The 13,188-nt window shown below is 71.7% G+C and carries 13 protein-coding genes; 3 read left to right on the top strand and 10 right to left on the bottom strand.

What is annotated here, in order from left to right:
• Nucleotides 1–654 (bottom strand): GNAT family N-acetyltransferase (locus PYR91_RS34735; RefSeq protein WP_279786980.1); only part of this gene is annotated, 654 nt, incomplete at its 3' end.
• Between the two features lie 79 nt (nucleotides 655–733).
• Entirely contained in the window at nucleotides 734–1,516 is a 783-nt protein-coding gene (locus PYR91_RS34740) for a hypothetical protein (protein WP_279786982.1), read from the bottom strand.
• Nucleotides 1,517–1,952: 436 nt separating this feature from the next.
• Here PYR91_RS34740 and PYR91_RS34745 point away from each other — a divergent pair, with 436 nt between their 5' ends.
• On the top strand, nucleotides 1,953–2,624 hold the full coding sequence (locus PYR91_RS34745; RefSeq protein ID WP_279786984.1) for a CBS domain-containing protein: 672 nt from the start codon (nucleotides 1,953–1,955) through the stop codon (nucleotides 2,622–2,624).
• Nucleotides 2,625–2,693: 69 nt separating this feature from the next.
• Here PYR91_RS34745 and chrA read toward each other — a convergent pair whose 3' ends face one another.
• Both chrA and PYR91_RS34755 read right to left on the bottom strand, forming a co-directional pair.
• Nucleotides 2,694–4,058: a chromate efflux transporter gene (gene chrA / locus PYR91_RS34750; protein ID WP_279786986.1), complete on the bottom strand. Its 1,365-nt coding sequence runs from the start codon at nucleotides 4,056–4,058 to the stop codon at nucleotides 2,694–2,696.
• Nucleotides 4,055–4,774 carry an ArsR family transcriptional regulator gene (locus tag PYR91_RS34755; protein WP_279786988.1) on the bottom strand — a complete coding sequence of 240 codons (720 nt, stop codon included), beginning with the start codon at nucleotides 4,772–4,774 and terminating at the stop codon, nucleotides 4,055–4,057. Before PYR91_RS34755 ends, chrA begins: the two co-directional genes overlap by 4 nt.
• 317 nt (nucleotides 4,775–5,091) lie before the next feature.
• Between PYR91_RS34755 and PYR91_RS34760 the strand changes: the two genes are divergently transcribed.
• Both PYR91_RS34760 and PYR91_RS34765 read left to right on the top strand, forming a co-directional pair.
• Nucleotides 5,092–5,877, top strand: a complete 786-nt coding sequence (locus PYR91_RS34760; protein ID WP_279786989.1) for a MarR family transcriptional regulator — start codon at nucleotides 5,092–5,094, stop codon at nucleotides 5,875–5,877.
• Between the two features lie 22 nt (nucleotides 5,878–5,899).
• Nucleotides 5,900–6,292, top strand: coding sequence for a VOC family protein (locus tag PYR91_RS34765; protein ID WP_279786991.1), 393 nt, complete (start codon nucleotides 5,900–5,902; stop codon nucleotides 6,290–6,292).
• Nucleotides 6,293–6,300: 8 nt separating this feature from the next.
• Here the strand turns inward: PYR91_RS34765 and PYR91_RS34770 are convergent, their stop codons facing one another.
• From PYR91_RS34770 to PYR91_RS34795, 6 genes are all read right to left on the bottom strand, one after another.
• Entirely contained in the window at nucleotides 6,301–7,605 is a 1,305-nt protein-coding gene (locus PYR91_RS34770; protein ID WP_279786993.1) for an MFS transporter, read from the bottom strand.
• 251 nt (nucleotides 7,606–7,856) lie between these two features.
• Complete coding sequence (gene nhaA / locus PYR91_RS34775) at nucleotides 7,857–9,179, bottom strand: Na+/H+ antiporter NhaA (RefSeq protein WP_279786995.1); 1,323 nt, start codon at nucleotides 9,177–9,179, stop codon at nucleotides 7,857–7,859.
• 162 nt (nucleotides 9,180–9,341) lie between these two features.
• Nucleotides 9,342–10,121 (bottom strand): ABC transporter permease, encoded by a 780-nt coding sequence (locus PYR91_RS34780; protein WP_279786997.1) that lies wholly within the window; start codon nucleotides 10,119–10,121, stop codon nucleotides 9,342–9,344.
• On the bottom strand, nucleotides 10,114–11,112 hold the full coding sequence (locus tag PYR91_RS34785; RefSeq protein ID WP_279786999.1) for an ABC transporter ATP-binding protein: 999 nt from the start codon (nucleotides 11,110–11,112) through the stop codon (nucleotides 10,114–10,116). Before PYR91_RS34785 ends, PYR91_RS34780 begins: the two co-directional genes overlap by 8 nt.
• Nucleotides 11,113–11,345: 233 nt before the next feature.
• On the bottom strand, nucleotides 11,346–12,638 hold the full coding sequence (locus PYR91_RS34790) for an ArsB/NhaD family transporter (RefSeq protein WP_279787001.1): 1,293 nt from the start codon (nucleotides 12,636–12,638) through the stop codon (nucleotides 11,346–11,348).
• Complete coding sequence (locus tag PYR91_RS34795; protein WP_279787003.1) at nucleotides 12,635–13,081, bottom strand: CBS domain-containing protein; 447 nt, start codon at nucleotides 13,079–13,081, stop codon at nucleotides 12,635–12,637. The genes PYR91_RS34790 and PYR91_RS34795 overlap by 4 nt, the downstream gene beginning before the upstream one ends.
• Nucleotides 13,082–13,188: the final 107 nt, after the last annotated feature.

Consider the following 13,188-nt stretch of genomic DNA (forward strand, 5'->3'; position numbering starts at 1 on the left):
ATTGCGCAACACCCGATGCCCCACACCGCCCACCGCGCGACCCGCCCCGATCACCGCCACCGAACGCGGAGCGAACACGCCGGACAGCGAGCCGCGTTCCGCCTCGTGCTCACGAGCGTCGATCCTGGCCAGCAACTCAGCGCTGGTCGCCGTGGAGATCTGGAAGCTGACCCATCCGTCGGAGTGACTCCGCCGCAGCTCCAGACCGGAGTCTCTCAGCATCTGGATCACCGGCGTGTTCTCCGCGAGCACGTCCGCCACCAGCTCCTTGATCCCGTCTTCCGCCGCGTTCAGAGCCAGATGCTCCAGCATCACCGTGCCCAGACCGTGGCCATGGGTCTCGTCGTCGATCAAAATTCCAAGATCAGCCTCCGCGCCCGCGTCGTCGCCGACGTACTCGGCCACGCCGACCAGCCGGCCCCGCACCAGAGCCGCCAGCGCCCGGCCCCGGTAGCCAGGCCCGCTCATACGGTCCATGTAAGCGTGTGCCGTGGCGGTGCCGCCTGCCGCGAACCGCAGGTAGGTGGAACGTTCGGATGACCTGTCGACCAACTGGTGCAGCGCGGCCCGGTCGGAGGCGCGCAGCGGGCGGATGTGGGCGATGCCGCCGTCACGCAGCAGCACGTCGCATTCCTCGGGCAGAGAACTCGTCATGGGTGGAAGGCTCCTCCAACCACCGCCACCCTCCACAGAGTCCAACTGCCCCGCGACCGAGGACTCTCGTCCCGGGTGCTCAGACCCGGCCCGTTCCCAGTTCGGCGGGCGGGCGCCGCGGGGCGCGAGGGACCGGCGGGCCGTACCCCAGCCTGATGATCATCTGCGCGTGTCCCAGGCGGTGATGGGGATCGGTGCGGTGGCGCATGTCTCGCAGGTCGAGTGGCTGGTTCAGGAACGAGGCCGACACACCGTGGGCGCTCGCCAGGAGCAACACCCTCTGCAGGGCCTGCCCGGCTCGAAGCCAGTCGGCGGGACGGTCACCCCCGGTGGTGAGCACCGCGATCTGCGGGTGGCGCTCGAAACGCTCGGCAGGCCGGGCCGTATGCGTGCCGAAGTCACGGATCACGGCCGGGTCGCCGGCGGGGGGCGGGCCGAGGACGCCGGACGGCAGGCCGTCGGCCCGCGTTCCGCGCGTCGTCCAGGCTCGTAGCTCGGCAAGGTAGCCGGGATCACCGGCCAGCTCGTCCCCGGCCATCGCGACGTAGTCGAGCAGGTCAGCCGAGGCCTGACCTTCCAGCGGGACCAGGTTGGCGCCCTCTCTGGAGGCGGCGATCCGCAGATCCGCCAGCACCCACGGGGGCAGCCGCCTTTCGCTGTACGGCTCGCGGTTGGTGCGTCGCGTGGCGATGTTGGCGTACAGCTCCAGCTCGGTCGGAGACGGCGGGCCGAACTCCGGCGTATGGACGATCGCCAGCAGATGCGGCTTGGCCTCTGAGCCGGGCATCAACCACGTCAGAGGCTGGAACCCGGCCACGCGGATGGCCAGGCGCAGGTTGAACAACGCGGCGCCGCAGCTCACGTGCAGGGATCGGCCACGCGGGTCACCGGTTCTGAGCCGCCGGTCCGGATCCGCGAACAGCTCGACAGACCTCGCCGTGATCTGCAAACGCCACGGTTGGGTGTTGTGGATCGAAGGCGCCTGACCGGCCGCCGCGAGCAGCCGGCGGACCCCTGGGCCTGAGTCTGCGGGAAAAGGCATGGCGCACCTCCTTCATCGACCCTTTGAGGCTCTGACCCCGGCTCCGGAAGCGGCAGAGCAGAAGGTCCCGCATCGGACGGGACGTCCGACCGGCCGGCTCAAGCGATACGGCACTGCCCGCGGGCGCGGCGGACCGGTGTGATGAGAGCGAACACGACAGTGAGGCCGACGACGAAGGTCCATCGGGCGGAGGACTTCCACCGCTGACCGAATGCATTCCTCTGAGCCATCGTGAGTAGTGAGAAGGAGGCTCGTCATGACGATGAAAGTCAAAGACGTGATGGGAAGCGTGGCGATCACCGTGCCACTGGACGCGACGTTCACGATGCTCGTCGACACGATGCGGCGATTCGCCGTGGGCGCCGTCACCGTCGTCGATGCCGACCGTCGCCCCGTCGGAATCGTGTCGACCGAGGACGCCCTGCTCAAGGAGATCCACCCCCAGTCGGATCGCGGGGCGCTCTTCGAGAGCCGCAGACGGCGTGACGAGAAGCGGAAGGCCGCCGGCACCACCGCTCAGGAGCTCATGACGAGCCCCGCCATAACGGTGACCGAGGGCACCTCGGTCCGCGAGGCCGCGCGGCTGATGCACACCCAGCACATCAAGCAGTTGCCCGTGATCAACGTGATGACCGGCCGAGTGGCGGGAACCGTTCACCAGAAGGACCTGCTCAAGGTCTACGCCCGCCCGGCTGCCGACATCGAGCGCGACGTCTGGCAGGTGATCGAGGACTCGAACGTCGCCGGTGAAGGACTGGGCGTCGCCGTCGAGGGAGGCGTCGTGACGCTGATGGGGCAGACGCCGCTGCGCTCCGAGGCCGCCAGGCTCGCCACCTCGGCCGAAGCCGTCGACGGCGTCGTCGAAGTCGTCGACGACCTCTCCTTCACCCGGGACGACCAGGCTTACGTGCCTTCGGTGTACTTCTAGAGACGACGATGGGAGACGACGAAGCCCGCCCCGCGCGAAGTCGCGGGACGGGCTTCGTCATGCCCGGGGTCAGGGAAGCAGGAGGGAGGCGGCGCCCAGCAGCGCGCAGGCTCCGAGGGTGCGCAGCAGGGGCCAGCGCAGCGCGAAGGTCATGATGAGCGCGGCGGCGGTGAGGGCCAGGGCGAGCGGGTTGAGGGTGGCCGGTTGGGGGATCTGGGCGTGCAGCGGGCCCCAGGTCCACACGCGGGTGGCGGTGAACAGGGTGTGCTGGGCGAAGTACAGGGCGAGGTTGGCGATGACCCCGACGACGGCGGCGGTGATGCCGGTCAGCGCGGCGCTGATCGCGGTGTTGTGCCGCAGCCGTTCCACGTGCGGGGCGCCCAGGAAGATGAACAGGAAGCAGGGGACGAAGGTGACCCAGGTGGTCAGCAGCGCGCCCAGCACGGCGCCGGCCCAGGGGGTCAGGGCGCCGGGGTCGCGGTAGGCGCCGAGGAAGGCGACGAACTGCACCACCATGATGAGCGGGCCGGGGGTGGTCTCGGCCAGGGCCAGGCCGCGGACCATCTCGGCGGGGGTGAGCCAGGCGTAGGTCTGGACGGCCTGCTGGGCGACGAAGGCGAGCACGGCGTAGGCGCCGCCGAAGGTGACCAGGGCGGTGCCGGAGAAGAACAGGCCCTGGGTGGTGAAGACGCTGCCGGTGCCGGTGAGCAGGGCGACGGCGGCGACCGGCAGCCACCAGGCGGCCAGGCCCACGGCCAGGATCCTGCCGGCCGAGCGCAGGCTGGGGGTGGCGTGGTGCAGGGCGTCGTCGGAGATCAGCGGGGCCGGCCCGCCGTCGCCGCCGTGCCCCGCGCCGGGGGTGAAGGCGCGGGGCGCCAGCCGGTGCACGCACCATCCGGCCGCGGCGGCCGCGGCGACGACCACGGGGAACGGCACCGCGAACAACGCCAGGGCGGCGAACGCGGCCACCGCGATGACGATGAGGGCCGGGTGGGTCAGCGAGCGCCGGGCCACCCGGATCACGGCCTGGGCGACGATGGCCAGCACCGCCGGGGCGATGCCGGCGAACACGGCGGTGACCAGCGAGGTGTCCTGCCAGAGGACGTAGACGGCCGACAACGCCAGCAGGGCCACCATGCCCGGCAGCACGAACAGGGTGCCCGCCACCAGCCCGCCCCGGGTGCCGTTGAGCAGCCAGCCGACGTAGATCGCCAACTGCTGCGCCTCCGGCCCTGGCAACAGCATGCAGTAGTTCAGCGCGTGGTTGAACCGCTGCTGCCCGATCCAGCGCCGCTCCTCCACCAGCGTGCGCTGCATCACCGCGATCTGCCCGGCCGGACCGCCGAACGTCTGCAGGGAGATGCCGAACCAAGCACGCACAGCCTGCCCGAAGGGAACCACGTCCACGGGGGGCAGCTTCTGCGGGTTGGTCATGACGGGAGCTCGGGTTCAGCGAGCCGGGGTGCGGCGAACACGGGGGCGCCGGCCAGGGCCGCCAGCCTGTCGACGCGTTCGGTGAGCTGGGCCAGGACCTCTTCGAAGGCCTCGTCGGTGTCGATCGGGCCGGGATCGGGGACCGACCAGTGCACTTGCGGACGGGCGGGGCCGAGTTTCTCGTAGGCCTTGTCGCAGACGGCGACGACCAGGTCGGCGGGCTCGAGTACGTCACGGACGTGGGCGGTGCCCTGGCGCCCCAGGCGCAGCCCGTGGCGGCGGGCGGTGCTCACGGCTCGCGGGCTGAGGCAGGGGCCGGGGCGGGTGCCGGCGGAGGTGACCGGAATCGGGCTGCGGGCCGCCCACAGCGCGGCCGCCAGCGGCGAGCGGGCGGCGTTGCGGGTGCACACGAACACCACCCGAGGGGGCACCGGCACGGTTGTGGTGGCGTTCAACGCATCCAGGGCCGCCGGGATCAGCCGCACATACGCCCGGCGCCGATCGGCGTTGGAGCGGGTGCGGGCGACGAGGCCCGCCTCTAGCAGCACTCGGAGGTGATGCGCCAGCAGGTTGGAGGTAAGGCCGAGGGCACCGCCGAGCTCCCCGGGCGACAGGTCGCCGACCATCAGGGCATCGACGATCGTCAGCCGGGCGGGGTCAGCCAGGACGCGGTGCAGGGCCGCCCGCCGCCGCCGGTCGTTTATCTCAATCCCCATTGAGCCAATGGTGGCCGACGCCCTTCCACGAGTCAATGCCGCCGCAGCCGCGGCCATGCCGGGTGGCCGGCGGAAGAGGGTCACCACGGTCATCACCACCCGGCTGCGCTGAATCGTGGACGGCGACAGGCCGGCCCGGCCGGTGCGCGTCGGTGCCCGGGCGCACGAACAGGTGCTCGTCGGCGGCCGCGGCGGTGCGGGTGCGGCGCGGGTCGACGACGACGACCTTGCCGCCGCGCCGCCGCAGGTCCTTGGCGATGGCGGGAACACGGCACCGCGGTTGAATCCATCGATCTATTTTGATGTATGCTGCGGGCGTGCGCTCCCCCAGCTCTCCTGAGACACCGGCCACACCGCCCGGTTTTCTCCGCCTGACCGGTCATCCCGTGCGATGGCATCTGCTGAGCGAGCTGGCGCGCAGCGATCGGCAGGTTCGCGAGCTGACGGCTCTGACCGGCCAGCGGCAGAGTCTGACCTCCTACCATCTCGGCCAGTTGCGCGCAGGTGGGCTGGTGACCATGCGGCGTAGCTCCGCCGACAGACGTGACACCTACTACAGCCTCGACCTGGCCGCGTGTCGCGCACGTCTGGCTGAAGCCGGCGCCGCGCTTCACCCCGGCCTGCACCTGGTCCCGGCCGGGGCGCCGTCGACGGGCGCTCCTGATCGGCGACCGCCCGGGCGACCCGTCCGGGTGCTGTTCCTGTGCACGGGCAACAGCTCTCGTTCTCAGATGGCCGAGGCGATCCTGGGACAGCTGGGCGGCGCCGGGGTCGAGGCCGTGAGCGCCGGGAGTCAGCCCAAACCGCTGCACCCCGACGCCGTGCGTGTGATGCGCGAACGCGGCGTCGACATCAGCGGCCGTCGCTCCAAGCATCTGAGCACGTTCGCCGACCAGCGGTTCGATCACGTGATCAGCCTTTGTGATCGCGTCCGGGAAGTGTGCCCCGACTTCCCCGGCTCCCCCACGGTGGCTCATTGGAGCCTTCCCGATCCGGCGGTCGAAGCAGCGGCCGGCCAATGCGGTTACCACGCCTTCGTCCGCACCGCGGATGAGTTGAGGACACGTATCCAGTTCTTGCTGTACGCGATCGACACACCCTGAAGAGCCCGGAGAGGATCTAGAGATGCCCGACGACGTGGCGGACCTGGTCAACGTCAGATACATCGTCGACGACGTCGGCACCGCGATCGACTTCTACACCGAACACCTCGGGTTCACCCTCAGGATGAGCGCGGCGCCGGCGTTCGCCGACGTCGTGCGTGGCAGGCTACGGCTCCTGCTGAGCGGGCCGGCCAGCTCGGCGGGGCGGCCGATGCCAGACGGCGCCAAGCCGGCACCGGGCGGGTGGAACCGCATCCATCTCATCGTGAGCGACATCGCCGCCGAGGTCGACCGGTTGCGCGCATCAGGCCTGACGTTCCGGAACGACATCGTGACCGGCCCTGGCGGTCGGCAGATCCTGCTTGAAGACCCGTCCGGCAACGTGGTGGAGTTGTTCCAGCCCGCCGGCGCCTGACAGCGGGCTCAGCCGCACCGCTGGTATGCCAGCAATGCCGAGGCGGCGATCGCGCACGCGATGCTCACCGCGCCCATGACCCACCCGTAGCCCACCGCCTGGGCGAGCGCGACCGCCCCGAGCGGGGCCAGGGCCTTGTCGGCGACGGAGAAGGCGGCGACCCTGCCGGCCAAGGTGGCGTAGGCGGCCGTGCCGTACCGCTGGACCAGCAGGTGCGGCAGGGTGATGGAGCCGACGCCGAACCCGAGCCCGAAGCCGAGCACACAACCGATCGCGCCGGGCACCGTCCGCCCGACCACGGGCAGGAGCAGCGCGGCGACCCCCTGCAGTGTGAAGATCGCCGCCGCGATGAGCGCGGCGGGCAGGCGGGTCTGCAGGCCGGTGGTGATCAGGCGTCCGGTCACCGACAGAACGCCCAGCAACCCGGCCAGCGTCGCCGCCAGGACGGGTGGGTGACCAAGGTGGACGAGGTAGGTGACGAGCAGGACGGCCACCACGGCCACCGCGCCGCCGTTGGCGGTGAAGGCGAGCACGAGCAGCCAGAACGGACGCCGGCGGGTGGCGGCCGTGACGATCCTGGCGCGGTCCGCGGCGGTGGCCGGCGCACGGTCGGCGTGGGGACGGCGGCGCACGACGAAACCGTGCAGGGGGATCGCCGCCGCGCCATAGATCACAGCCAGGATGACGAGCGCCTGGCGCCAGCCGTGCCACTCGACGAGCAGACCGGCCAGCGGAAGGAAGATCGAAGAGGCGAACCCGGCCACGACGGTGACCGCGAGCAGGGCGTTCGCCCGGCCGCGCTCGCGATCCGGCCCGTCGAACCACGTGACGACGACGGCGAACGCGCTCTCGTACAGCACCATCGCGCTCGCGACCCCGATGGCCGCGAACACCGCGTACAACTGGAGCAGGCTGTCCACCCGCGACCACGCCAGAACGGCGCCGGTGCCGATGATCGACCCGGCGGTCATCAGGCCTCGGCCGCCATGGGCGTCCAGCCAGCGCCCCGCCAGTGGCGCGCACAGCGCGGCGACCAGGACGGAGCCGGTCAGGGCCGCGGTGATCTGGGGGGCGCCGGCGCCAAGGTCGGTCGCCATGGGAACGAGCAGCACGGAGAAGGCGTAGTAGAGCACGCCGTAGCCGACGGTCTGGGTGACGGCCAGAGCGGCGACGATCCGCCAACCGCGCCGGCGGCCCGGCCGGCCGCCGCCTCCCGCGCGGGAAGCGGCGGTCTGGCCGGTGGAGCTCCGTCCGGCTCGACGGTACAGCCGATCAGCCGGCGCGGTGGGGGTGCCGCGGCAACTGTCGCTCATGGCTCTCCCCTGATCGATACGGGCTCGGCGAAACCGCAGGACGGAGGTGCACGCGTTCCACGGCGCCGCCCGCGCGGCAGGCGGCGGCGCAGACGGCGCCGCGCGCCTCGCCGAATGTGACGTCGGCCGGGATCTTCCTGACGCCCCAGAACCGTCACGACGAAGCGCGCAGCACCCATCTGCTGTTTCGATGATTATCGACGTGATCGCCGGCCCGCCGGTCACGACTCCCGACTGATCGGGCCCGCGCGTCAGTCCTCGGCCTTGCCGGGCGGGCCGGTCGTGTAGACGTCCGGCACGCCGTCGTGGTCGAAGTCGGCCGTCTCGATCTCGTGGATGCGCCGGTAGGTGCGGTTGCGCAGGCGAAGGATCACCGCCGCGATCAGCGCCGCGGCCAGCGAGCCGGCCAGCACCGCCACCTTGACGTGCTCGCCGCCTTCGACGCCGAAGGCCAGTTCACCGATCAGCAGCGAGACGGTGAACCCGATCCCCGCCAGCACCGACACCCCGGCCACGTCCACCCAGGCCAGGCCCTCGTCCAGGTCGGCCCGGGTGAAGCGGGCCGTCAGCCAGGTCGCGGCGAGGATACCGATCGGCTTACCCGCCACCAGGCCCACCACGACCCCCAGTACGACCGGGTCGCCGAAAGCGCTCACCAGGCCGTCCAGCCCGCCCAGGGCCACTCCGGCGGAGAAGAACGCGAACACCGGCACGGCCATCCCGGCCGAGATGGGGCGGAATCGGTGCTCGAAGTGCTCGGCCAGGCCGGGCCCGGCGTCCGGGCCGCCGGCCCGCTCACTGCGGACGACCGGCACCGTGAAGGCCAGCAGCACCCCGGCGACGGTGGCGTGCACGCCCGAGGCGTGCACCAGCGCCCAGACCGCGACCGCCAGCGGCAGCAGCAGCCACCAGGCGCGCACCCGGCGCTGCACCAGCACGGTGAAGGCCGCCAGCGGCGCCAGCGCCGCGGCCAGCGGGAGCGGCGCCAGGGTGTCGGTGTAGAACAGCGCGATGATGACGATGGCCACCAGGTCGTCCACCACGGCCAGGGTGAGCAGGAAGGTGCGCAACGCGTTCGGCAGGAACCGGCCGATGACCGCGAGCACGGCCAGAGCGAAGGCGATGTCGGTGGCGGTGGGGATCGCCCACCCCTTGCCCGCGCCCGCGACGTCCCGGGTGATGAGCAGGTACAGCGCCGCGGGGAGGATCACCCCGCCGACCGCGGCCGCGATCGGGACCGCGGCCCGCCGCACGTCGCGCAGGTCACCGGCGACGAACTCGCGTTTGAGCTCCAGCCCGGCCACGAAGAAGAAGATCGCCAGCAGGCCGTCGCCGGCCCAGCCGGCCAGGGAGAGGTTCAGATGCAGCACCTCGGGCCCGACACGCAGATCGCGCAGCGACTCGTAGGCTTCGGCCCACGGGGAGTTGGCCCAGATCATCGCCGCCACCGCGGCGACCAGCAGCAACGCCCCTCCGACGGTCTCCTTGCGCAGGATGCCGGCGATGCGGCGAGCCTCGCTCCATGATCCCCGGCCAAGCAGGACGGGACGGCGCGGCGGAACAGGGTGCGTCATGGAGTCTCCGGGTTTCGAGTACGGGTCCGAGCGCCGATCACCCGAGGCACACCGCACGGCAGCACAATGATCGAAGGTACCCCGACAAGGCGGCCGGCCTCGGCTGCCACAGCCGCCCGGCGGGGCGTGACGGCGGCGCTTCCGGTGAGCGGTCGCGGCGCGTCATCGGGTGTGGTCGGCGCGGTTCCACCAGACGGCGGTGGTGATGGCGCCGGTGACGCCGGTGGCCGCGACCAGCGCGAGCCCGGCCAGGCCGGGCGGGTCCTGGCCGGGGCCGGCGATCCCGGCGAACAGGCCGGGCACCGACCAGGGGAAGACGGCGCCGTAACCGAGTGCGGCGATGACCTGGGAGGTGAACACGATGGCGAACAGGACGCCGACGGCCGCCAGGTAGCCGCGGCCGACGCTGGCGGCCAGGGCCAGCGGTGCGGCGGTCAGCGCGGCCAGCGCGGCGGCGGCCATGATGCGCCCACTGCCCTGCACCGCGCCCGGCGCCGACCAGCCGGGCAGAGCGAGCAGGGCGCCGATCAGCAGGCCGAGCCCGGTGAGCAGGAGGGCCAGCAGCAGTGCCCAGATCGCGCCGATGGTGAACTTGGCGGCCACGACGGCGGTGCGGGAGGTGGGCAGGGCGAGCAGGTCGGTGGCGGTGCGGTCGCTGAACTCGCGGCCGAACAGCCAGACGACGATCAGCCCGTAGACGCCCAGGCCGCCCACCGCGGCGGCCTGGGCGAGCAGGGCGAGATAGCCGGGCCAGTCGGCGCCGGCACCGGAGATCTCGGCCTTGCCGCCAAGGAGGCCGAAGGCCCGGGCACGGGCGGGGTCGGCCAGGATGAACATGAACATCCCGCACACCAGCGTGGCCACGCCGAAGGCCAGCGCGGTCACCCAGGGCAGGCGGCTTCGCCGCGCCTTCAGCAGTTCCGCCCACAGCGCCTCACGCATCCCCGGCCCCCGTCCCAGTGCCTGGGTAGGTCCCCGTGCCGGCTTCGGGGCCGGTCTTCCGGCTCGATCCGACCGTGCGCAGGAAGAAGGCTTCGAGGTCCTCTTCTTGCAGGTGGAGGTCGGTGGGTGGCACCCCGCCGTGCACGAGCGCGGTGGCGACCCGCTCCGGTTGGGCGAGGGCGCGCTCGTCGGTGAGCAGCAGGCCGGCCGGCGTGGCAGGTTCGGGGTGGTAGCCGTGTGCGCGGAGCACCGCGTGGGCGGCGGCGTCGTCGTGGGTGGCCAGGCGCAGGTGGCGGCGACGGTGCCGGTCCAGTTGGCCGGCGTCGTGTTCGCCGACCAGCCGGCCGTCGTGCATGATGCCGATGCGGGTGGCCAGGCGGGCGACCTCGGCCAGCAGGTGGCTGGACAGGAACACGGTGGTGCCGTGCTGGTGGGCCAGGTCGGCGAGCAGGGCGCGGATCTCGGCGACGCCGGCGGGGTCCAGGCCGTTGACGGGTTCGTCGAGGACGAGCAGGGCGGGGGTGTGCAGCAGGGCCCTGGCCAGGGCCAGGCGTTGCAGGTTGCCGAGTGACAGGGTGCGGGCGCGGCGCTCGGCGTAGGGGGTGAGCGCCAGCCGTTCGATGACGTCGTCGGAGGTGCCGGGCAGGCGGCGCAGGCGGCGGGCCACGTCCAGGTTCTCGCGCACGGTCAGCTCGGGGTAGGCGGCGGCCGCCTCCACCAGGTAGCCCACTCTCCCCCAGGCGGCGCGGTCGCCGGCCGAGACGGCGGCGCCGAGGACGCGCACCGTCCCCGCGGTGGGTGCGATCATGCCGAGCAGCAGGCGGATCAGGGTCGTCTTGCCTGCGCCGTTGAGGCCGAGCAGGGCGTAGATCTGTCCTGCCCGAACCTGCAGGGTGACGTCGTCGACGGCCGCCACGTCGCGATAGCGCTTGCCGAGATGGACGATCTCGATGACCGGCATCGCCGCGTCACGGAGCGGACGGTTGGTCATGACAGGCAGCGCAGGCGCGGATGCGGGATCATCAGGGCCTGGGACTCGGGGTTGCGGGGGCGCACGGCACATCCTTCACTCGACGCGGAGTGGACGTGCCGACCAGGCTTCCCGGCTCACCTGGTGCCCAGCCTATCCCCATCGGCCTGCGCCGGACAGCGCTTCCGCCTTCTCACACCGCCGTCCCCGCGGCCGGCACGACATCCCGCGCCGGCCCGGACGGCCGTCCACGGTCACAGGAGATAGCGCAGCCACAGGTACGGGGCGACCATCGGGACGGTGACCGCGGTGACGATCAGGCCGTACTTGGTGAACTGCCAGAAGCTGATCGGGGTGCCGTTACGGGCGGCGATGCCGAGGATGACCACGTTGGCGGCGGCGCCGACGGCGGTGGCGTTGCCGCCGAGGTCGGCGCCGAAGGCCAGCGCCCACCACAGCACCTGTCCCTGCCCGGCACCGCCGGTGGACTGCACCAGTTGCTCGACGATCGGGCTCATCGTGGCGACGTAGGGGATGTTGTCCACGATGGCCGACAGTACGGCGGAGCCTCCCAGCAACCCCATGGTGGTCAGCTCCAGCCGCCCGTCGGTGCCGGCGACGGCGGCCTGGGACAGCCGGCCGATGACGCCGGTCTCGACCAGGGCGCCGACCATGACGAACAGGCCGGCGAAGAACACCAGCGTGGGCCATTCCACCTCGGCGATGGCGTCGGAGGTGGTCACCCTGGTCGCGGCGACCAGCAGGCCCCCGCCCAGCAGAGCGACCACCGACGGCTCGTAGTGCAGCACCGGGTGCAGCACGAACGCGGCCATGACGATCACCAGCACGGCCAGCGACTGCCAGAGCAGCCGCCGGTCCTCGATCGCCTCCTTCTCCTCCAGTTCCATGATCGACGCGGCCCGTTCCGGGTCGTAGCGGAACGAGCGGCCGAACATCAGCCAGCACAACCCGATGAACACCACCATCAGCACGATGACCATCGGCGCCATGTGGATGAGGAAGTCGTTGAAACTCAGCCCGCCCCGGCTGGCGATGATGATGTTGGGTGGGTCGCCGACAAGGGTGGCGGCGCCGCCGATGTTGGAGGCCAGCGCCTCGGCGATCAGAAACGGCGCGACGTTGACGGCCAGCCGCTCGCACACCAGGAGCGTCACCGGCGCGATCAGGAGCACCGTGGTGACGTTGTCGAGCAGCGCGGACGCCGCCGCGGTGATGAGCACCAGCAGCACCATCAGCCGGAACGGCCGGCCCCGGGCGCGTTTGGCGGCCCAGATGGCCAGATACTCGAAGACGCCGGTCTGTTTCAGCACCCCCACGATGATCATCATGCCGAGCAGCAGGAAGATGACGTTCCAGTCGATCCCGGACTGCTCGGAGAAGAACGCCGCCTGCGCGCCGGTGGCGTGGATCAGCAGCATGATCCCCGCACCGCCCAGCGCGGCCGCGACGCGGTGAACCTTCTCGGTGGCGATCAGCGTGTAGGCGGCCAGGAACACCGCCACGCTCATCCACGACAGAACGCTCACGTCGCGAGCATCCGGTCCAGCAGCGCCTGCAGCGTGACCGCCCCTGTCAACCGGCGGTCGTCGCCGAGCACGGCGACCAGCGGGCTGCGTGTGCGGGCCATCAGCGCGGCCAGCTCCAGCACGGTGGCGTCGAGGTCGGTGACCGGCAGCTCGCGCCGCTGCCGCGGCAGGGCCTCGCGCACGGTGCGGCCGTTCAGGGCGTCCAGGAAGGCGTCGGCGTGCGCCTCGTCCACCACCCTGGCCAGCGCCGGGTCGTCTTGGCAGTAGGTGGGCACGGCCAGCCGCAGCACCTCGGTGCCGGGCAGGATCGTGAACGGCGAACCGTCGTCCCCGACCACGATGATGCCGGGCAGGTCCTGCTCGGCCAGCATCCTGGCCGCGTCGATCACCGGCGAGTCGAGACCGACCACGGGAAAGTCGGCAAGCAGGTCACGGGCGCGCATAGAGCACATCCTTCGGACGATGGGACCAAGGTGCCGACCAGACTTCCCGGCACCTGCGGACGACGCGTGGACTGTACGGGGCCGGCCTGCCTCGCACTCGCGGCAGC

This window comes from Sphaerisporangium sp. TRM90804, from assembly GCF_029846175.1.
Lineage (GTDB): Bacteria > Actinomycetota > Actinomycetes > Streptosporangiales > Streptosporangiaceae > Sphaerisporangium.

Bases quoted from the DNA above. Each gene is read 5' to 3' on its own strand.
- PYR91_RS34745 (WP_279786984.1), top strand. From the start codon at position 1,953: ATGACGATGAAAGTCAAAGACGTGATGGGAAGCGTGGCGATCACCGTG.
- chrA (WP_279786986.1), bottom strand. From the start codon at position 4,058: ATGACCAACCCGCAGAAGCTGCCCCCCGTGGACGTGGTTCCCTTCGGG.
- PYR91_RS34755 (WP_279786988.1), bottom strand. From the start codon at position 4,774: ATGGGGATTGAGATAAACGACCGGCGGCGGCGGGCGGCCCTGCACCGC.
- PYR91_RS34770 (WP_279786993.1), bottom strand. From the start codon at position 7,605: ATGAGCGACAGTTGCCGCGGCACCCCCACCGCGCCGGCTGATCGGCTG.
- PYR91_RS34785 (WP_279786999.1), bottom strand. From the start codon at position 11,112: ATGACCAACCGTCCGCTCCGTGACGCGGCGATGCCGGTCATCGAGATC.
- PYR91_RS34780 (WP_279786997.1), bottom strand. From the start codon at position 10,121: ATGCGTGAGGCGCTGTGGGCGGAACTGCTGAAGGCGCGGCGAAGCCGC.
- PYR91_RS34765 (WP_279786991.1), top strand. From the start codon at position 5,900: ATGCCCGACGACGTGGCGGACCTGGTCAACGTCAGATACATCGTCGAC.
- PYR91_RS34795 (WP_279787003.1), bottom strand. From the start codon at position 13,081: ATGCGCGCCCGTGACCTGCTTGCCGACTTTCCCGTGGTCGGTCTCGAC.
- nhaA (WP_279786995.1), bottom strand. From the start codon at position 9,179: ATGACGCACCCTGTTCCGCCGCGCCGTCCCGTCCTGCTTGGCCGGGGA.